18 protein-coding genes are annotated in these 20935 nt (G+C 35.6%); 7 read left to right on the top strand and 11 right to left on the bottom strand.

Going from position 1 to position 20935, the window contains the following annotated elements; translation table 11 throughout:
• Positions 1-226 precede the first annotated feature (226 nt).
• From RAH34_RS13905 to RAH34_RS13890, 4 genes are all read right to left on the bottom strand, one after another.
• Entirely contained in the window at positions 227-3469 is a 3243-nt protein-coding gene (locus RAH34_RS13905) for a M1 family aminopeptidase (protein WP_306596534.1), read from the bottom strand.
• Positions 3470-3471: 2 nt separating this feature from the next.
• Positions 3472-4344, bottom strand: a complete 873-nt coding sequence (locus tag RAH34_RS13900) for an ABC transporter ATP-binding protein (RefSeq protein ID WP_306596533.1) — start codon at positions 4342-4344, stop codon at positions 3472-3474.
• A gap of 213 nt (positions 4345-4557) precedes the next feature.
• Positions 4558-4761 carry a helix-turn-helix transcriptional regulator gene (locus RAH34_RS13895; RefSeq protein ID WP_002980904.1) on the bottom strand — a complete coding sequence of 68 codons (204 nt, stop codon included), beginning with the start codon at positions 4759-4761 and terminating at the stop codon, positions 4558-4560.
• 1 nt (position 4762) lies between these two features.
• Complete coding sequence (locus RAH34_RS13890; RefSeq protein ID WP_306596532.1) at positions 4763-5278, bottom strand: DUF2975 domain-containing protein; 516 nt, start codon at positions 5276-5278, stop codon at positions 4763-4765.
• A gap of 341 nt (positions 5279-5619) precedes the next feature.
• Here RAH34_RS13890 and RAH34_RS13885 point away from each other — a divergent pair, with 341 nt between their 5' ends.
• On the top strand, positions 5620-5961 hold the full coding sequence (locus RAH34_RS13885; RefSeq protein WP_306596531.1) for a TfoX/Sxy family protein: 342 nt from the start codon (positions 5620-5622) through the stop codon (positions 5959-5961).
• 195 nt (positions 5962-6156) lie between these two features.
• Here RAH34_RS13885 and RAH34_RS13880 read toward each other — a convergent pair whose 3' ends face one another.
• Genes RAH34_RS13880 through RAH34_RS13870 form a run of 3 tightly spaced genes read right to left on the bottom strand, consistent with a single transcriptional unit; the run spans position 6157 to position 8801 of the window.
• Entirely contained in the window at positions 6157-7248 is a 1092-nt protein-coding gene (locus tag RAH34_RS13880) for a DNA polymerase beta superfamily protein (RefSeq protein ID WP_306596530.1), read from the bottom strand.
• Between the two features lie 31 nt (positions 7249-7279).
• Entirely contained in the window at positions 7280-8011 is a 732-nt protein-coding gene (locus RAH34_RS13875) for an ATP-grasp domain-containing protein (protein WP_306596529.1), read from the bottom strand.
• 43 nt (positions 8012-8054) lie between these two features.
• Positions 8055-8801: a nucleotidyltransferase domain-containing protein gene (locus tag RAH34_RS13870; RefSeq protein WP_306596528.1), complete on the bottom strand. Its 747-nt coding sequence runs from the start codon at positions 8799-8801 to the stop codon at positions 8055-8057.
• Between the two features lie 436 nt (positions 8802-9237).
• Here RAH34_RS13870 and cobT point away from each other — a divergent pair, with 436 nt between their 5' ends.
• From cobT to cobC, 3 genes are read left to right on the top strand one after another with little or no spacing between them, the layout of a single operon-like run.
• Entirely contained in the window at positions 9238-10242 is a 1005-nt protein-coding gene (gene cobT / locus RAH34_RS13865) for a nicotinate-nucleotide--dimethylbenzimidazole phosphoribosyltransferase (protein WP_114821489.1), read from the top strand.
• Positions 10243-11025: an adenosylcobinamide-GDP ribazoletransferase gene (locus tag RAH34_RS13860; RefSeq protein ID WP_306596527.1), complete on the top strand. Its 783-nt coding sequence runs from the start codon at positions 10243-10245 to the stop codon at positions 11023-11025.
• Positions 11010-11564 (top strand): alpha-ribazole phosphatase family protein, encoded by a 555-nt coding sequence (cobC, locus tag RAH34_RS13855; protein WP_306596526.1) that lies wholly within the window; start codon positions 11010-11012, stop codon positions 11562-11564. Before RAH34_RS13860 ends, cobC begins: the two co-directional genes overlap by 16 nt.
• A 417-nt stretch (positions 11565-11981) precedes the next feature.
• Here cobC and RAH34_RS13850 read toward each other — a convergent pair whose 3' ends face one another.
• Complete coding sequence (locus RAH34_RS13850) at positions 11982-13736, bottom strand: hypothetical protein (protein WP_306596525.1); 1755 nt, start codon at positions 13734-13736, stop codon at positions 11982-11984.
• A 295-nt stretch (positions 13737-14031) separates the two neighbouring features.
• On the bottom strand, positions 14032-14832 hold the full coding sequence (locus tag RAH34_RS22795; protein ID WP_373427986.1) for an RtcB family protein: 801 nt from the start codon (positions 14830-14832) through the stop codon (positions 14032-14034).
• A gap of 739 nt (positions 14833-15571) precedes the next feature.
• On the opposite strand from RAH34_RS22795, the gene RAH34_RS13840 reads away from it, so the two are divergent.
• The 3 genes from RAH34_RS13840 (at position 15572) to RAH34_RS13830 (ending at position 17222) form a co-directional block, all read left to right on the top strand.
• On the top strand, positions 15572-15907 hold the full coding sequence (locus tag RAH34_RS13840) for a HopJ type III effector protein (RefSeq protein WP_114821242.1): 336 nt from the start codon (positions 15572-15574) through the stop codon (positions 15905-15907).
• Between the two features lie 51 nt (positions 15908-15958).
• Positions 15959-16978, top strand: coding sequence for a YafY family protein (locus RAH34_RS13835; protein WP_306596523.1), 1020 nt, complete (start codon positions 15959-15961; stop codon positions 16976-16978).
• Positions 16979-17084: 106 nt separating this feature from the next.
• Complete coding sequence (locus RAH34_RS13830; protein WP_167348772.1) at positions 17085-17222, top strand: hypothetical protein; 138 nt, start codon at positions 17085-17087, stop codon at positions 17220-17222.
• Between the two features lie 275 nt (positions 17223-17497).
• On the opposite strand, the gene RAH34_RS13825 is transcribed toward RAH34_RS13830, so the two are convergent.
• Together RAH34_RS13825 and RAH34_RS13820 are read right to left on the bottom strand one after the other, a co-directional pair.
• Positions 17498-18493 carry an IS110 family transposase gene (locus RAH34_RS13825; protein ID WP_306596522.1) on the bottom strand — a complete coding sequence of 332 codons (996 nt, stop codon included), beginning with the start codon at positions 18491-18493 and terminating at the stop codon, positions 17498-17500.
• A 406-nt stretch (positions 18494-18899) separates the two neighbouring features.
• Entirely contained in the window at positions 18900-20696 is a 1797-nt protein-coding gene (locus RAH34_RS13820) for a hypothetical protein (protein WP_306596521.1), read from the bottom strand.
• Positions 20697-20935: the final 239 nt, after the last annotated feature.

Below are 20935 nucleotides of genomic sequence, written 5' to 3'. Positions count from 1 at the left end.
TAAACATAAAAAATCCCTCAGTTTTGAGGGATTTTTGCTTTTTGTGTCATTGCGAAATGCAGAGCATTGAAGCAATCTCGTTATTTAAATTTTCAAAAGTGAGATTGCTTCGTCTTTGGCTCGCAATGATTTTTATTAACTACTCTTTATTTCAGATCTTCTTCGCCTCCTGTTTTTTCGAGGTTTCTACTTTGTTACAATTCCTGAAAAAATATTTTCAAAAAAATTAAAAACTGTTGATAGGTTCTTTGGGTTTTGCCTTTGCAGAAGCAGTTTTAGACCCTGAAGTAAAACTTATATTTTCTATGGACTTGAATAATCTGTCGATTTGTTTTCTGGTAGAAATATCAGGAGCAACATTATAAAACTCATTAATCAGATCCAGAGAAGTTGGTTTTTGGGGATATTGATTGTTGTTGAGGAAATTCTTTAATGCTATATTTACTTTGTCTTCACCTAATAGATTACTCAATTCTACCATTGCTACAGCTCCTTTGGAATATGAAATATGAGGAACCTCTCCGGTTGCTTTATAAATCGGAACATTTTCAGACAGTCCTTTTTCATTATCGTAAATCTGTTGATGTACTTTGATTCTTTCCATCATTTTTTCTCGGCCATGCATTTTTTTGTAGAGCATCATTTCAGTATACATCGCCAGGGTTTCGGTAAGCATCACAGAACCTTCTCTGTCATCGGGATTGATCTGACTGTTGCCCCACCAGAGATGGGAAAGCTCATGACCTGCCAGTTCATTGATGACATCCTGTTTTTTATCGGCTTGAATGTTGGCGTGAAAAATCATGTTTTCCGGCATAAAGACGGCGGAAGGATAGGCTGTCGCGGCAAAACCTTTGGTAAAAGAAGAAATCTCCGCAAAATTGATGCTTTTAAAAGGATATTGCCCAAAATTCTGCTGACAGTAATCTAAAGTAAGCTTTGCATTTTCAAGGAGGTGATTCACATTTTCAAAGTGCTTTTGATGATAAAATAGATTGATGTCAATTCCTTTATAGTGTATGCTTTTTACCTCGTATTCTGCAGAAGAAACGGCAAACCGGAAAGGAATCTGATCTGCTTTATACTCAAAATAATTACGTCCGGACTGCGACCATTTTTTGATAAGATCTCCTGTTCCAATGGCTGTCTGGCTTTTTTCCGTGGAAATAATCATATTCAAATTGATAAAATCCTTTTTTGAAACTTCAGGAGCTTCCGGTTTCTTCAGTTCAGTAAGTTTTCCAAGCTTGAATTGGTCTCGTTCTTTTTCATCCTGAATTTCATCATCCTTTTGATAACCGATGGTAGGATAATACCTGCTGATTCTCATGAAAGACCCATCTTCAATAATGGCATTGAAAGACTTGTGACCGTTGACAGCAAACCATTGATAAGATAATTTAAAATCAAGCAAAGCTGTTTTACCTGGCAAAAGAGGTTGTTGTAATGAAACTTCTGTAACAGACTTATTGATTTTTGAGATTTCGGTACCACACTTTAACACAGCAGATTCCAGTTTTAAATCCTCATTAAAATTGATCAGAACCTTATGGATAGGCTGGTTGGTTTGATTTTTAAGAGTATATTTTCCTATAATCTGATAAGCATTGTTTGAAGGATACAGTTTGATTTCTGTCGCAATATCAGTGATATCCGGCTGTGGAAGCTTTTCATATTTTCTATAGTTTTTTTCATATGCTGCGGAACTTAATATAGCCTGATCTTCATTTTTTGGAATATAACCTTTCATAAATAATACTACGGTAAAGATTCCTGTGATGAGCAGAATGATACTGAAGCCAGATGCAAGTACAGGAACTTTTTTAATTTTTATAATACTGTTGAGCATCCATAAAATACTGATAATCCCCGTTCCGAATAATAGTCTTTGGGCAAAAACCTTTTCATAGATTCCATAGCCGTTAAAATCGCTGTATGTACCTTTAAAATCAGAAAAAATCCTGAAGAGAGGATAGGAGATCAGTTTCCCTGAAACCGGACCAGATAATATAAAGACAGCAAGGATAGAAACTCCAAGGGCTATGAATTTGTTGGGAATTCTGTCATTGATTAAAAGAATCAATCCGGAAAACAGCATCAAAGGGAAAGTATTGAAAAGAAAAACACCGAAATAAGCATTCCAGTCTATATAAAAATACTGATAAGCCATTTGAAAAATAACTCCCTGAATAATTAAAATTCCGGTAAAGAAAAACAGCAAAAAACTGATGGAAATGAAATGTCCGGTTAATCGGTTTTTTGATAAATAGGTGCTGTTTTCAATCAGAGAAAATCCCGATGAAGAACTTCTCCAGTAAACATCGTTTAAAAAATAAGCGGAAATAAGAAGTCCAAGCAGATGAAAATTCTCTGAAATGGTTGTCGCCATAAGACCTGAACCTGCATACTTCTGCGGAAGACGGATTCCTTTTTCAATTTCGGCATACATTTCCATTCCTATACAAAATAACAACAGTATGGAAACGGCAGGAACAGCAGCACTTTTAAACAGATAAGTGAGGTCTGTTTTTGCAAAAGACAAGACAGATCGAAATGAATTCTTCCAACCAAAGTCTGGCTTCACCGTGGAATATTCTGCTTCATTTGTTTCCGAAAATGTAAGAATATTTCCGGATGTTTTTACTTTGTGTCCAGGGATCATGGAGAAAGAAAATAATTTAAGTGAAAGGAGTAAAATTCCAATAGATATAAAGCAAAATAAAAGCCTGTTGAATAAAAGGTATCCTGCAAAAGGAACCATTTGTATATTTTTCTGATGGGCAGTCAAATCACGGGCTTCCATAAAATAAGCGGATAATCCAAAAGGATCAATTAAAGCTGAAAACTGCTGTGTTTCCAGTGACTGTGGAAGACTTCCCGCCATAAAGGGTGAATTGGAAAACAGCAGAATAATCATATAGAAAACATATAGTAGCAATCCACCTACTACAACAAGTAATTTTCTCTTTACCGCAACCGCTATGAGAAACAGAAAACTGCATATAACCAGACTGTTGATAAAACCGAAGATGAATAAAGGATATAGGTAATGGACAATGTTAAAACCTGCCTGCATTTCACTTCCGGTCCGCATCATCTGACCTATGATAAATCCTGTCATTAAGAAAGAAAAGCTTAAAAAAGTCTGTAAAAAATAGGTGGAGAATTTCCCTTTCAGATAAGTGAGCTTTGAAAAAGGAAATGAAAAAAGGATGTTGTCAAATTTTGAATCCTGATCTTTAAAAAGCAGCTGCAATGCATAGACCGTAGCAAAAAAAATCACGGCAAGGCTCAACATTCCGGTCATAAAACCAATGGTGTAGGTTGAGTTTAAATAAATCCCTTCTCCTACTGAAAGATTGAACTGGTTTCCACAAAAGATACCCATTCCTATTAAAAGTAACGCCACAAGGTAGGTGAGCCAGTGCTTGGAAGAGCGTCCGGCTTCAAATAAAATTATCGCGTTCATGATTAAGGTTTTTGGGTGAGGGTGCGGAAGTAAACGTGCTCCAGCAAAGGAGTTACCGGGCTGAAATCTTTCGGAGATTCTTCAGAAAATATAGTGATGTGGAGTTCTCTTTCCAAAAGCTGTCTGCTGATAATTTCATAGCTGGAATGATACCTTTCCAGTTCGCTTTTGTGAATGGGTTTTGACCAGATTCTATTGTCCAGCTCTGCAATCAGTTTTCCCGGATTTCCTTTTCGGAGGATTTGCCCATGATTCATCACTGCCATTTCCGAGCAGAGATTTCTGACATCTTCAACGAGATGTGTGGACAGAATGACAATCACATCCTGACTGATATCGTTGAGCAGCGTATTGAAACGGTTACGTTCCTCAGGATCCAATCCTGCAGTAGGTTCATCTACAATGATGATCCTCGGATCTCCCAATAAGGCCTGGGCAACGCCAAAACGCTGCTTCATTCCGCCTGAAAAAGTATGGACTTCTTTTTTAGCAAAATCAGAAAGATTGACTTTTTCCAGCAAACCCGGAATTTGTTTTTTACGTTCGCTTTTGTTGGTAATCCCTTTCAATACGGCAATATGTTCCAATAGATCATATGCAGAAACTTTCGGATATACTCCGAAATCCTGTGGGAGAAATCCGAGATTCTGTTTAATATAATCAGGATTCTTGACAATATCGACTTCATTGAAAAGCAGTGTTCCGGAGGTAGGTTTTTGAAGTCCTACAATGGTTTTCATCAAAGAAGATTTTCCGGCTCCGTTCGGACCAAGAAGTCCAAACATTCCGTTGTTAATGTCCAGTGAAATGTTTTTAATAGCCTGGAAACCATTTTTATAGGTAAGGCTAAGATTGTTGATGGTTAATGTGTTCATAACGTTGTGTTTGGGCAATAGAAGGGCAGGCGGCCTTTCGGCAGCTGGTTTAGAAGTTAGAAGTTAATGGCTGGAAGCTGGAAGCTGGAGGCTAGAAGCTAGAAGTTAGAAGTGGAAGTTTCACATACCATGCTCAAACACTCTCACACTTCAACCCTCCGACGCTCATACTCTAAAACACTCAAACCCCGCAACTCGCACCCCGAATCCCGATCACTCTTTAAATTCAAGAATATCTCCCGGCTGGCATTCCAGGATTTTACAGATGGCTTCAAGGGTATCGAAGCGGACACCTTTGGCTTTGCCGGTTTTAAGGATAGAGAGGTTCACGGGCGTGATACCCAGTTTTTCTGCCAATTCTTTACTCTGCATTTTTCGTTTGGCAAGCATCACATCTAAGTTGACTATAATTGGCATTTTAAATAAATAAGTCTTGTTCGTTTTGCAAATGTAGTCCTTGCTTAAAGATATTCGCAAGAAACAGACAGAAAATTCCAAGCATAAAGTGAATAAACACCAGTCCCCATATCATACTTTCTACTTCCACAAAGAAACTCGCGACAATAACCAGTGGAAGCGGAATGAAAATATTATACAGGTAAAATCTCTTAAGCTGAATGATATTTTCCTGAGTAAACAGTTTCTGTTGGAAAAACACTTTGAAAACCCTGGCAGATAACCAGAAAAAGATTCCATAAGTGATAAGTACCACCATAAAGGAAAAGATCATATAAGGGTAATTGTTTTCAATATTCAGAAACGGCTGTTCTGTAAACGGATAATTGACATGAAGGAACTTTCCTTCTTTATAAGGTGTAACCGAAAATCCTGTGATCAGACAGAATAAGGAATACCCAAAAGTGATTAAATATCCGGCCGAAAGTAACGCACAGATATAAAATAAAATTCTTGCAATAATTTTGGTCTGGTTCATGGTACGAACTTTAATTACTATTGCAAATGTATAATTAATTATCGTAAAACAATAATTTATTTAAATAAAATTTTATTTTCTAAAATAAGAATCCATCAATAAATTGAAAGAAATAGTGTGCTCATCATGGTTTTTTAATTAATTTTAATAACAAAAAAGTTAACCGACTTATCCCTTTAATTAATACTCGAGCTTAATAATTAACAAAGGTTTTCTTATTGATGCCCTTCGATAGGCTCAGGGGAACTACTTGAATACCAACCGGAATTTTTAAGCACTGTCAGGCTGAACCTGTCGAAGCCATTATTACTAAAAGGGATAGATCAAAAAAAATTGAAATCATGGCTTACAGTACTGAACTTGCCGATCGCGTACGTGAACGGCTTTCCATAGAAAATAATATAGAAGTTGAAGAAAAGAAAATGTTCAGCGGACTGTCTTTTCTGGTGAACGGAAAGATGTGCATCAATATCAGTCATGATAATCTGATGTGCCGTTATGATCCGGAGTTAGAAGATGAGGTTTCCGAAAAGAAAGGCTTTCTCCCAATGATCATGAAAGGGAAACAGTTAAATGGCTATTGCTATGTAGAACCCATCGGTTTTCAAAAACCTGATGACTTTGAGTATTGGATTAAAATATGTCTTGATTATAATCCGTTGGCGAAGGCAGCGAAGAAGTGAGTTTTGGGGTTGGAGGGTTTGAGAGTGGGAGGGTTTGAGGGTAAGTGAGTGTGTGGAGAGTTGCGGGGTACGGGGTGCGGGTTTCGGGTTTGAATGCGAGTTTCGGGATTCGGGTTTTGGAGAGTGTTTTAGCATTGGTGAGTGAGAGAGTGGGAGCGTTGGATTTCAACAGTCCCACCATTCATAACTTATCATTTATAATTCATCATTATTGTACAGTTTTTCTCTGATCTGAACTAAGATTTTTGTTGTTTTTTCCAGATCCGGAGCGTCGGGTAGAGTGGAAGTGGAATAATGATTTTCTATAGATTGTATGAGGTTTTCTGCCTTTTGGATGACACTTTCATAAGACTGGTTTCCTGCTTTGATATTTAAGAGTTCGTCACGGTTTTCTACACGGATCGTCAGTGAGTTGGTTTTAAGAATCTGTTCACAGGACTGCAGCAGGCGGATGGTGTGCATCATATTCTTACTGTCATAATTCTGCCCGTGAGTCTGATTGACATTATAACGGTCTTCATTGCGTTCAGCAACCCATTTCCAATATTCCCTGTAGTCTTTGCAATACACAGAATAGGCATCAAGATTACAAAACAGGTAAGCAACCGGTTTTTCATCTTTAGGAACAGAGGATACAGAAACCTGATTAGCTTCTTCATTCTGAATAACTCCTTTATATCCCAATGTCCCCGATTCATCATAAAACAGAGCATACATTCCTTTGGTATGATCAATGTTTATCAATCCGCAATTTTCCTGTGAGAGACCAACACGTCCTGCGGACACGGGGAATTCATCCAGCCACTTTTTCAACGGTACAGAACCTTGTCCTTCCAAAATAAAACAGAAATCCAGGATTGATTTTCTTTCTTTATCAATCGGATTTACAATCTTTTTATTGAGACCTTTTGCCTTTTTAATCTGGAAAACAGCATAGCCCGCAAAAGTATCTTTGCATAATTTGGATAGGAAATCTTCAGCTTTCAATAAATCCATCAACGGATGCTTGTACTGAATACAATCTTCCGGACTTGCCAGAATCTCCAGAATATTAGGATTGTTTTTCTGAAGAAGTTCGACAAATCTCCCGATTTCATAATACGTGATATCATTCGTTTCATTGGAAATCTGCGGAATATAATTCAGTCCAAAGAAATCTTCCTTCGGTAGATAATACACCCCGCGGATATCCGTATCAGAATTTTCCGTTGCAAGCCCAAAAGCTCTGCTTCCGGAAATGGCTTCGAAAAGGAGGAGTTTTTTGTTTTTTAGGTCTTGGATGGTCATTTATAAAATCAATATATATGTATTTTTGAGTCTAATTTTTAATGCAACTGTTTAAAATTACTTCCAAAGCTTTTTCTGCATCACAGGCATACAACCCGGAACACCATGCAGGATTTGCTTCAATCAAAGCCCAGCCTTTTCCTTTAATAATACCGAAATCCAGAACGATTGCTTTTGGAAGCGTTTCAGCATATTGTGTAATAAACCTGCCGAAAAACTCAAACAAATCTTTTTGTTCCGGTTCAGAAAGCGGGTTGATGTCGAAAGCATCATTTCTCCAATAAGAAGAATAAGTTTTAATTTCATTATTCAAAACAAAACATCTAACCTCAAGTTCCCATTCCACTACTTCTGAAGTGAAAACCATGCTTTCCAGATCAAGTGTTTCAAAGCCTTTGATATTTGTAACTTTATCGAAAACTCCTGCTTTAAAGCTTTTAAAATCCGAACATTTGATAAAAATATTTTCTTCATGTAAGAAGTCTTTCAACTTTCCGTAAACAATTTTCCGTTTTGTAAATTCTTCTGAAATGTTTGAGAGCCAGTTATCATTGGGCTTTGTTAATGTTAGATTACATTGCTCTGCTACAATTTCTGCATAAATATCTTCACCATAGACTGCTACTACATCCGCACGAAATTCCTCCGGAACATTCCATTTTGCATTGAAACGACTCAGTTCATAAGAAGAAGTGAGCGATGCTTTTTTCAAATTATTGCTATCTTCCGTATACATGGGAGAAAGAGCGATTATATTTTTCATCTGTATCTTTTTTTTATGTAAAATAAGCTTTTTATGTAATTTTCTACTTTAAAATCTCCCTAAAAACCCTCTCCATCTCACCTTTATCGGCCTTTCCTCCAGATAAAACTTTCGATTTTTCTTCATTTTCAGCGACTGTTCTCTCCAGAAAATCAAACAGTTTCCAATCGTTTGGATGGTAGTAAGATTCTCCTTTGGTGGCTTTTAAGGCAACGAGTTTTTCTATTTTTCGTCTGGTTGCATCATCTGTTAAAACAAGCAGATCACTGAACAATATGGGTGGAACTGTTCCTTTCTCTATGATCCACTTTCCGGTGAGGGTGGTTCGTAGGCAATAAAAGTAACTTTTTAATTTTACTTCATCACTTCTGCACGCTTCCAGATATTTCTTGCTCATGCTCAGATAATGATAAGAAACGGCTACCGGAGAAAAACAGGCATCAGCCAAAGGTTTAAAGAGTTCTACAAACCTTTCATCCGCTTTATACACGATAGGAGAATAGAACCAGCTCAGTAAAGCCGCATTCGATTTCAGTAAAAGGTGAAAGGTCTTTCTCAGATCCCAGCCGGAGCCGTCCAAGTCATCTTCTGTCATAAACTCTATCGTTTCATTCTTATCCCATGGAGAAAGATACCAATCTTTGTCGTGACGGTATATAAAACGTATATCAAAATCACTGTCAGGAGACGCAAAACCCCAGGCTCTGCTCCCTGATTCTACGGCAAGAAGGACTTTTACGCCTTTTGCAGCCTCAACTTCTTTTATTTTTTCAAGTATTTTTGGTGTCATTGTTTTGTATTTATAGTGCAAAGTAAAAGATGAAGTGCGCAATGTACTCGCGTAGATGTTTTAAGTTTCGAGGTGCAGGTTTCGTGGGGATGGGTTTTAGGGTTTGAGTGTGGGAGAGTTTGAGAGTTTCGGGGTTCGGGTTGGTGAGTAAGTGAATATTGCGGGCTAAAATTTTTTGACTTTTGAAAATTGGGCGTTAAAAAAATAAATTGTGTGAACGTTAAGAAAATTCTCCTGTCTGAGTGCGACAAATATATTGATACAAAAAAGTAATAATGAATTCGCACGAGTTTAGAATTTTTAGAGAACACATTTTATTTTTAGCTCAATTTTCAAGATCTTGACCTTTTGTTTCTTTTGTGTCAAGGCAAAAGAAAAAGACTCATTGAATTTTACTAATATTGCATTTTTCCATTTAACATAACTATAAACATCCATGTTATCATCAGAACTACAGCATAAAATTGATTTTAAAACAAAACCATTAGGGGCATTAGGACATCTTGAACATATTGCCCACAAAATCGGAATGGTTCAGAAAACTACTTCCCCACAGTTATTGAATCCACATATGGTGGTTTTTGCAGCCGATCATGGGATTGCTGCTGCAGGAGTAAGTGCCTATCCACAGGAAGTAACTTATCAGATGGTGATGAATTTCCTTGGCGGAGGCGCAGCCATCAATGTCTTTTGCAGGCAGAATGATATTAAAATCAAAATTGTGGATGCCGGAGTCAACTTTGATTTTCCGGAAGGATTGGATCTGGTGGATAAAAAAGTCAGAAAATCCAGCCGTAATATTCTGGAAGAACCTGCCATGACACCTGAAGAGTATCAGCAGGCGCTTAAAAATGGAAAAGCTGTGGTGAATGATATTGCGAAAAAAGGCTGCAATATTATTGGCTTCGGTGAAATGGGAATCGGGAATACTTCTGCTTCTTCTCTGATGATGAGTAAACTCTTCGACATTCCTATTACCAACTGTGTTGGACGCGGAACAGGATTGAATGATCATCAGCTAGACAATAAGATCAGTATTTTAAAAGACGCTATTGAAAAATATCAGGTTGAAATGACCGAGGATGAAATTGCCCAAACATTTGGTGGATTAGAAATAGCTCAAATGATCGGGGCCATAGAAGAAGCTTATCATCACAACATGCTGATCATGGTGGATGGATTTATCGCAACAGTTGCTGTAGCCACGGTCTGGAAAAAGAATCCGGAAGTGTTGAACAATTGTATCTTCTGTCATGTAAGCAATGAAAATGCCCATCCTCAGTTGTTGGGACTGATGAGAGAGCAGGCCATTCTCAATCTGAATCTACGTCTGGGAGAAGGAACAGGCTGTGCATTGGCGTATCCGATTATTCAGAGTGCGGTTAATTTCCTGAATGAAATGTCAAGTTTTGAAGATGCAGATGTATCAAATAAAAACTAAATGAAAGCTATAAAAAATGAACTGATTTACTTTGCAACGGCACTCATGTTTTTCACAAGAATTCCGGTTCCGTTTACCATCCCGTACTCCAGTGAGATTATGAATAAATCCCAGAAATATTTTGCCTGGGTAGGCTTGATCGTAGGGTTCATCAACGCTTTGGTTCTTTATCTTTCTTCATTACTTTTTAATCTTGAAATCGGGATTGTTTTAATGATGATTTCCAATGTTTTGCTGACCGGAGCTTTTCATGAAGATGGCTTTACAGACATGTGCGACAGTTTCGGGGGCGGATATGGAAAAGAAAAAATCCTGACGATTATGAAGGACAGCCGGGTAGGAGCATATGGAACAATAGGGATCATTTTGCTTTTCGCTTTAAAATTTTATAGCATTCAGGCCCTGGGAATGAGTAATCCGGTGGGTGTTTTACTCATTGTTGTTTTAGGTCATACGGTAAGCCGTTTTATTGCGGGAACGATGATCTATACTCATCAGTATGTCACTGATATTGATGTAAGTAAATCAAAGCCTTTAGCCAATAAACCGTTGGATAAGATGGCGTTGCTGGTAGGATTTATCAGTGTTTTAATTGCATTTGCCCTGGTTCAGGACTGGTATTTGATTTTTGCTTTTGCGCTCGCTTATTTAGGAAAAATATATATGGGCTGGTATTTTAAAAAACATATCGGAGGGTATACAGGTGATTGTCTGGGATCGGTACAGCAGGTTTGTGAAGTTTTATTTTATTTAGGAACAATCATCGTATGGAAATTCATCTGATCCGTCATACTGCTGTAGACAATCCGGAAAATCGGTGTTATGGTTTTGCTGAAATGCCTTTACGTAAAGATTTCACTGAAGATTTTAAAATATTGGGAATAGATAAGGATTATGATGTAATTATTTCAAGTCCTTCTCAACGCTGCCGGCTTTTAGCCGATTTTTTTAAGTTTGATTATCAGACAGACGAAAGACTTCGTGAAATGAATTTCGGGAACTGGGAAATGAAAAAATGGACGGATATTCCTGAAGAAGAAATCAATCCGTGGTATCAGGATTTTGTGAGTGTAAAAGCCTCAGGCGGTGAAAGTCTTCTGGAAATGCAAAATCGCGTTCTCAGCTTCTGGCAAGAATTGATTCAGAGAAAAGATCTGGAGAAAGCACTTATAGTTACGCATGCCGGAGTTATTCGTTTGATCCTGCAGGCGGTCCTTCAGTTTCCATTGGAGAATATGTTCAGTATTCAGATTGATTATGGGAAAAAAGTGATTATTAATGTGAATGAAGGAGTTTTTTCAGTGAAGAAGATAAATGTATAATTACCATAAAGGCTTGTATTCAATAGGAACGGACTTTAGTCCGTTTGTTAAAGATTACACTTTTCAATCGGCTTTAGCCAAAATATAAGTTGTTTGTAATAGTATACATCAGTTTGTAATAGTATACATTAGGTAATTCTAAATTTTGTAGGCTGGATTCCTGCGGAATGACAAACTGTATGGATAAACTATCATTGCAATTGTGCCATTCCGTAGGAATCCAGCAGCAATCCCATAAACACACACAAAGAAAACAGTACAATCCCGACCAATCTCCCAACTGAAGACGTAAAAATTCCCCTCCCTCGGAGGGGTGGCGAAAATTCAAAGAATTTTTGACGGGGTGGTTCTCAAGTTTCCCTAACCCAACCACCACGAAAAAACGCCACCCGATACCATCAGATGACGCCATAGAATTTATTTAAAAATTCTGATAAAACTATCTTTCTCCAGGCTTTCCAGTGAGAAATCAAAATCAGCTTCCGCTTTTTCTGTGGTAATCTCACCTCCAAGTTCTTTGATAAGGTCATTGAAAGGCATCGCTTCATACCATTGCTGATACAATGCCGTTGTGGCCATTGCAGAAATCTGGCTATTTCCTGAAACATGTGAATGTCCTGCTCCGAAATTCAACAGTACGAAACATTGCTTTTCATTCTTTGTCACCAGCATTCCCAGAATCATTTGCTTCTGAACAGAATTACATCTGGCCTCAGCAAAGAGATGATTAGGATTCATCATATAATCGTAGGAAATGTCATCTCCTTTTCCGATCACAATTTTATATCCGCAGTTGGCATCTCCACTGAAAACGTTGTTCATGACAAGTGTTGGCTCACACAGACCTTTATTGGCATAAAGATATTCAACAGCGCCATTAGGAGCAGAAGTCATATCTCCGGAGTACATCAATTGTCCGTTACCATGGTTATAAGCGGCATTCCAACCTATTTTTCCTGCGATGTTCAATCCTGAAAGATCAAGGTCATTGGCACCCCATTGGTCTTCCCAATAAATACCTACAGCCAGTCTATCCGCATAAAAACGGGTTCCGGTAGGAATGTTTCCAACAAACATCTTTTCAGAAGTTGGCAACGCAAATTCTATATTCTCAGGGAAATAGAATTTCTTTCCGGATAGGTTTTCATACTTCAGTTTCAAAAAGTCCAGAATGAAATCATAATTGAACTGATTCACGTAAGTTTCCTTACCTTTTTTAGTCCATGATTTTCCGTTTCGGACTCTGTAGACAAATGTATCCTGGCCATACATTCTTGAGTAACATGCTGACAATGCTTTGAATAAGGCAAACGGTGTTGCATTTTCCAGCCAGTGCCAATCGCTGTTTTCCAATAGAGTATTTGTGGCGTCATTCAATGGGTTTGAAATCAATGGTTTATGATGGGTCTTAGATAACTTTGATATTTTATTGATCGCTTTGGGTGCTCTGTTTTTATAAGCCAGAAATAATGGTTTAAATCTGTTGAAAATTTCTGCCATTTTTTCCATTCCAAAGCTTTCAAATAAGAATGTCGGATTGAAATTACTCTGCTTGATTAGATCAATCAAATCATTGTTTTTGATTAAAAGCGTTGTATTCGTTGTTTTATAAATAACATAACGGAAAAACTCAACGGGATTTTCAGGGTAAATATCATAAAGATCAGCAATTTTTATAACCGCTTCTTTATTTCTGATGTTTTCTTTTCCTGTAAAATCATATTCCAGCTCCGTATGTAGAATAGAAAGCAAATCATCAATGGTTTCTTCTTTTAAAGCAATTCCTGATCTTAAAAGAGCAAGGCATTTTTCCTGCATTTCTTCCACAGAATAGGCTTTGATTACTTTAAAAACCAGCTTCATATCAGGAACATCCAATATTTCATTGGGAATATAGATTTCACTTTGGAAATTACTTCCATACGTTGACATATAATGGGTGATCTGTTCAATCAATAAATCAATTCTGGAAGTTTTTTTTATTTTCTCCCAGGATTTATGAAAGGTTTTATTCAAGTCATTACCATTCAGTTTTTCCTTTGCATAAAAAGAGATGATTTCATTTTTTGCCCATAAAGCATCCGGTTCAATGATGAATCCATCATTAGAAATAAATGGCTTTTCATCAGATTTTCTGGCCAGTACAGCATTGAATAATTGTAGTGTTTTCATTGTTTTAAGTTTAAAAAATAAGTGAGGAGTAGATTCATTAAAGGGTATAGGAACTCCTTTTACCTATAATTTATAAAAAGCGGGGAGTAATTTTCCGAAAATATAGGAACTCCCTTTGCCTTATAATTTGTAAAAAGGCGGAAAGTAAATCTGGAAATATAGGAACTTTCTTTGCCTTGAATTTTTTTAAATAACTTTTTAGTGCTGTGAAATGTTGGTTATTGTTTTTATTCAAACCTAACGGGTTTCTAAAACCCGTTAGGTTTAAATGTTAGCTTTGAACATACTATTAACATTATGCTTTTCTGAATTTCTTCTTTTTCTTCCATGGCGCATTCTTCTGAACATCTCCGGCCATAACACATCCGTAAGGCATCACTTCATCCAGAACTTCACAAAGTCCGTACTCTTCTATCTGTGCTCTTACGTTCTTCGCACTTTTATAAGCGCTTGGAAGCTCGGAGATATCAATCTCATTGGAGTAAAAACGGATATCCAATCCTGCTGTTTCTTCATTGAAAATTTCCTCAGTGGTTTTATGAGCCAATGATCTTTTATGCTGGCTTCTGCTGAAATTTCTTCCTGCTCCGTGCGGTGCAAAACCAAGGTTTCTTTCATTTGTTTTTCCCTGAACAATCAATACCGGTTCTGCCATATTCAACGGAATCAGTCTTGGTCCTGTAATATCAGGCATGAACTTGTCATCCAGTGGAGTAGCTCCTTTTGCGTGATAGAACAGATCTCCATCTTTGAAAACGAAGTTATGTTCGTTCCAATATCTGTTTTCCTTCTCCATTTCCAGCTTATTCAGCACGGCATCATGAAGGGAAGTATGATTTTCTTTGGTCCATTGTCTTATCAGTTGCAGGGCTTCCCAATACGATTTACCTTCATCGGTATCATAAGGAATCCAGGCATTTTCTCTTAATGTTTCAGGAGAGATTTCCTGTCTGAAACGGTTGGCAATCTTCATTCCTTTATCATATAAAGCGGCACCCGGAGCTCTTGATCCGTGATGGGTTACCATCATGGTATTTCCAGTATTTTTGGAAATTCCGACAAAGAGGAAGTGGTTTCCGTCTCCCTGAGTTCCCATATGAGAACGGGCAATGCTGATCAGCTTTTCATCCTGTAAGAATTCATTTTCTCTGAAGGCATCCATCAGTTCCTGAGACATCGGCATCTGTTCTCCTCTTGGTCTTCCTCCGTATCCGAAATGAGTGACAGAATGTGCTGCATCCAAAACATCTTTAGGATTTGTTTTTCCAAAATCTGTCAACATTACAGAACAACAGATATCAGCACTATGGAATCCAGGGTGAATGGCATTTTTTGCCACAACCACACCTCCTACCGGAATCTGACCTTCAGGACCTGTAGGGCAGGCATCCGGCATTAAAGCTCCGCCAATAAGGGTAGGAGTTTTCATCAGAACTTTCATGGTTTTGATTACTTTGTCCACATTATCATTTTCACTTTCGTGTTCTGCACGTATGTTGATTATAAAATCTTTAGCTGTTTCATGAAGCCGCATAAGATCAGGCTGTTTGAACTGTACCAGATATTCTGCGACCTGATGTTCATCCAGATGATTCTCGTTGATATAGCTAATGGCATCTTTAAACCATTTTGCTGGTCTATATCCTAATTCGATTAAATGATTTCCATTAAATTCCATTTTGTTTCATTTTGATGATGCAAAGTAATATCATTATTGCGCAATAGTTTTGCGTAGATAAAGAAATTTTAATTATTTTTACAAAAATTAATTAAAAAGACGAAAAAGCACATTGGCAGACTCGTAAACATAGTATAAAATTAAAAAAACAAGGTTCATGGTATTATTAGAACAATTAAAACATTTCCCGGAAACGATCCAGTTTAATGATGTGATCGCTCATATTGATGAACATTATGAATTTACTCCTACTGCTTTTCAAAACGGAGATACAACCAATCAGGCCGGACAGAACAATGGTTCGTGTAAGGTTTTCAGCTTTGCAAGCATTCAGGATCTGACAAAAGAACAGACACTTTGGCTTTTTGGTGAGTTCTACAGAGAAGATGTTTTGAAAAATCCTGAAGGAACTGATCATCAGAATATCCGGAATTTTATGAAATTCGGCTGGGAAGGGATTACTTTTGACGAAAATGCTTTGAAAGAAAAATAATCTAAAAAGCAGAATTGCTTATAAAAACACCAAATCATTAAACACTAAGGAATGTCATCCAATAAAAATGCCCTCATCCGGTATAAAACACTAGATAAGTGCCTTAAAAATAAATACAGGAAATACACGCTGGAAGATCTCATTGATGAATGTTCAGAAGCATTGTTTGAATTTGAGGGAAAAGAATCTTATGTGAGTAAGAGGACTGTTCAGCTTGATCTTCAGAATATGCGGAGTGAAAAATTCGGATATGAAGCTCCTATTGAAGTCTACGAAAGAAAATACTACCGTTACAGTGATCCGGAATACAGTATTCATAATATTTCTGTGAATGAAAGTGATCTGAAAGCGATGAATAATGCAGTTCAGATTTTAAAACAGTTCAAAGACTTTTCCATGTTCAAGGAGATGAATGGGGTTATTCAGAAACTGGAAGATTCTATTCATGCAACCAGCCAGAAGTCCATTATCCATCTGGATAAAAATGAACAGCTGAAAGGGTTGGAACATATTGATATTCTGTATGAAAGTATTGCCAATAAAAAAGTGCTGAAGATTCTTTACAAAAGCTTTACAGCAAGAGAATCCAATATTTTTACGGTACACCCGCAGCTGCTGAAGGAGTTCAATAACCGCTGGTTTCTGATCTGTCTTTACAAACAGAAAATGTACAATCTGGCACTGGACAGAATGGAAAGTATTGAAACAGATGACAGCCTTCCCTATATTGATAAGGAATTGGATGGAGATGAATATTTTAAAGATATTGTAGGAGTAACTGTTGCAGAGTCAATGGATCCCAGAAATGTGATCTTTTGGGTAGATTCGGGAAATGCTCCTTATGTGAAAACTAAACCGCTGCATAAAAGTCAGGAAATTTTAAAGGAAGACCGTGACGGAACGCTGTTTAAAATATGTGTTCAGATCAATTATGAGCTGGAAAGACTCTTGCTTGGATTCGGAGACTCTCTGATTGTACATAAGCCCAAAAAACTACGGCTGAAAATGGAGGAAAAGTTCAATGCAGGATGCAAAAATTATCAGAGTCTGGTTGTTCCTGAGGAAAACTAACTTGTTTTACATGCACTATTCATAAGGCTTTGTTAAAGATCGTTTATTTTCATATTTTATCTTGGCTTGGAAATTGTATTATTAACTTAACAATACCAAATTAATTATGAAATCAAGAATATTTAAAGCATTAATTGCAATTATAGCACCGCTGGCGATAGAGTATATCGTAAAAAAAATATCTGAGAAGATAGATAAAAAACAAGAAGAGAAAGAGAACGAAAAAAAGCAGATTACGGCTTAAACGTAAAAGTAGTTTAAATTTGAAATTATTGAAAAGAGACTGTCATGAGGATGTACGGTCTCTTTTTTTTGTTAATGGATCTTTTTGATGAACGCTGAAAACCACCCCGTCAAAAATTCTTTGAATTTTTGCCACCCCTCCGAGGGAGGGGAATTTTCACGTCTTCAGTTGGTGTATTGGACAGGGTTGTTGTATTCCTTATAGCAAAGGCTGGGTTCCTATGGAATAACAAACTGTGTGGATAGATCATCATTCCAATTGTGTCATTCCGATTTCTATGACAAAAACAAAGAATTATTATAGTTTTTTTCATATAGTTTCCCTGTTCTGATCATTGCAAAAATTCTATGAATAATTTTGTTTCTTACAGCGTTTAAAACTGCCATTTTGTTTTTACCATCACTTATTTTTCTGTGATAATATATTTTTAAATCATTTTCTAGTCTCACAGCTCTCATTGCAGCCATATGGAGTACTGTTTTCAATGATTTATCCGCATAATAAGAAAGTTTAGGTTTAAATTTTATTGATGTTCCGGATTGATAGCCAAAGGGGACCACACCTGCATAACAAGCTAATTTTCTGGGGCTATTAATCTTTGTAAACCCTTCTGTTTTGGCAATAATCATCCAGCTTAATACTTTTCCTACTCCTGGAATACTTTGTATACATCGCTTCTTGGAGTATAAATCTGAGTCATTATCAATGAGTTGTTCTATTTCATTTTCTAAAAAATCTATATGCTTTTCTAAAACTTCAATCTCCTTTTTATTCATTCTTAAAAATTTAGAATCATATCCTATACTTTCAAGTTGTGAATACAGATGTCTTTGTTTTAATAAAGAAGCTCTTAGCTTTATCTTAGAATTTCGCTCAGAAAACAGCACTTTAATTTTCTTTATGTTATCAGAGCATGGTTTCAATTCTATGAGCTCTTTTTCATGTTTCTCTGTGAACTCACAGATCCTTTTAGCATCAATTTTATCATTTTTACCCCTTATCAAGCCTATGCTTTTCTTTAAGTGTAAAGGGTTAAGTACAAAAACTTTAAAATTAAAATACTCCAGAACCTGATATAATTCCCAATTATATCTTCCTGTATTTTCCATGGAAACTATAATCTCAGATTTCGGTTTTTGAAAAATTTTGAAGAACGCTTTGATAGCTTTGGCTTCATTGGCAATAACATAAAAAGAATAAGAACCACATTTTTTAATACAGATATCCAGTGTCTTGGCACTAATATCAATACCTATTACAATTTTTTCCATACTTTTGGTTTAATTTATAAATGGAAGAGCAATTCATCTGATTCTTAACACCTTGATAATGGGCTTTAAATCCCGAATTTCTATTTAAGTCTTTTGATGAAAAAGCATTTAGTTCTTTATCGGAATGTGAATCATATTCTAAGGAATCTATAGTGTAACTAAATGCTTTGCTCTTTTATAAATCTACTCATTTATTTCATAGACAAATCTAAAGGCAGGAATCTCAACAGAGATTAAAAGTGTGAAATCCCAAAACAGCTAATAAGTATATTGATATTTTTTCTCAAAAAGAGCAGAACTTTCCAACAAATCCTAAATTTCAGAAGTTCTTTCGTCTGCAAGCTTTATTTTATATTCAAATTTTATTTGGTTTTATAAATGAATAGATTTTAATTTTTATACACAATTAAGGTCTGCAATATATTGTTACTTCTGTATTTAATTCTTGGCAACTAGATATTAAAGAAGATATAAGCCATAGAATTTGAATTGCTTCACTTCTTTCTGTAAATCTATTTTCGGAAATTAAGTTATTTAAAAATATTTCTAAACTGTTTTTAGAAATAAAATTAATAACCAAAATAACTTCCTTTTTTAAGTATGGATTAGTTGAAGTATTCTTAATTGCTTGGATAAATTCATCAACACTATTACCTTTTCTTAATCTACTTATATTTGTTGAAGAATAGTTATTTATCCATAGATTTTTCTTTGTATCCAATTGAAAATCTTGTGGTGTTATATTACCTAAGTTTTTTTGTGCTTGACCTACTATGTCTTGAAATGCACTTGCCGAAGCAAGGCTAGTGTTAAATTTTGAATGTATAAATGCTATTTTATCATCAGAAACACATATATGGTCTGCCCACTCCCTTCCTAAATCATCACAAATGGCATAATTATAATTATCAAAAAAAGTATCTTCAACAAACCTAAAAATTGATTCTTCTTCAAAAAATCTTGCTGTTGTAGCTGGCTTACCTTTTTCAGAAGTAACATTTATTAATTGTTGATTTGGTTTGAAGATTTTTAAGAAATTTTCAACATTTCCTAATAACTTGTTGTCTCTAAATAATTTTCTATTTGAATATGCTAAATCAATATTGTCAAAATTAATAATAAATGAATTTTTATTATTAATGTAGTCAACTATTGATACATTATTTCCATTTGAATAAATTATTCTAATATTTTTAAATTTTAAGGATCTAACTGTTATTGACTTTTCATTTAATTTTAATTCTAAATCTGACGAGATTGGATTTAAAATTTTATAGGTATTATCATCATTTGTTTCTTGAACTTTACATAACCTTTCAAATCTATTTAAAAAAGAAGTTAATTTAATCTCTGTTTCTATTTCTTCACCATTTTCTAATTTTTTTATAAGAATAAATTTAGAAATAAGTCCCTGTTCAACCTCATTGTAAATACTACTAAAATTAAATAAAATTGAGATTGGAGTTAAAGACTCTCTTTGTTCCTCATAATTTTGAGGCTCTGCAAAAATTGATAAAAATGTAGATGTAACAGAGTGGTCTTTTATTTTACTAACTTGTTCTTTGGACCATTTACAGAAGTTTTCAATACTATTCTTTTTCCCAAATTTATTGATTCTTGAAGAATTAAGCATTAATGTAGTTTTTTCATTGTTATTACTTATTCTTAATGAACTTAGTAAATAATTATTAGCACCCAGAGAAGAGAAATTTTCTTTTAAATCAATTGCTTCAACTGTTTTTTCTCTCAATGCCTTATCTGAAACATTGAGGTTTTTTAAAGAAAACTTTTCAAAACTTGTATTATCTTCTATAAATAAGGTTGAAAGAACTTCGTAATCTAAAGGATGTAACAATTTTGTAAAATCTTGAATTTTGCTAATGTTTTTTCTACTAATAACTATAAAGTCTTCAATTTCAACAATTAAAAGGTATGCAAGTTTTTCTTCAAACCAATTTTTAATATGTTCCTCAATAAAGGTTGGTTTAGTTATATATTTAAATACACAAATTGAATAATGAATTTCTTCAGATTGTATTTTCTTTTTTCGTTCATTTAAAAGGTAATGTCCTGATTTTACTGAAGAAACTAAGGCGAATAAATTCTTGATACGATAATCGGAAATATAAATATTATCACTATTATGATAAAAATAAGCGTTCTCATTAATAATTAAATTATTAAGTTTTTCAAGATTATTCATTGATTTTTAGGTTAGAATATAATACTTTTAAATTTATGAAACTTAAGTTAGTTAACCTTACGGTTTTCCGTAACCAAAGAATTCCCAATCTCTCAATAACCCCGTTATAAACACCCGGCACCTCCGATAGTCTAAAACAATAGCGAAAAAAGTTTCCAGAGTACTTGTTTTGTTAAAAACAAGTCTATTTGTGACTTCCCGAGATGTCGGATAGTCTCCTGAAAGTTGGGGGGAAGCTC

The organism is Chryseobacterium sp. WLY505 (assembly GCF_030846215.1).
In the GTDB taxonomy this organism is placed as follows: Bacteria; Bacteroidota; Bacteroidia; order Flavobacteriales; family Weeksellaceae; genus Chryseobacterium.
This window is presented reverse-complemented; position numbering and strand designations above follow the sequence as displayed.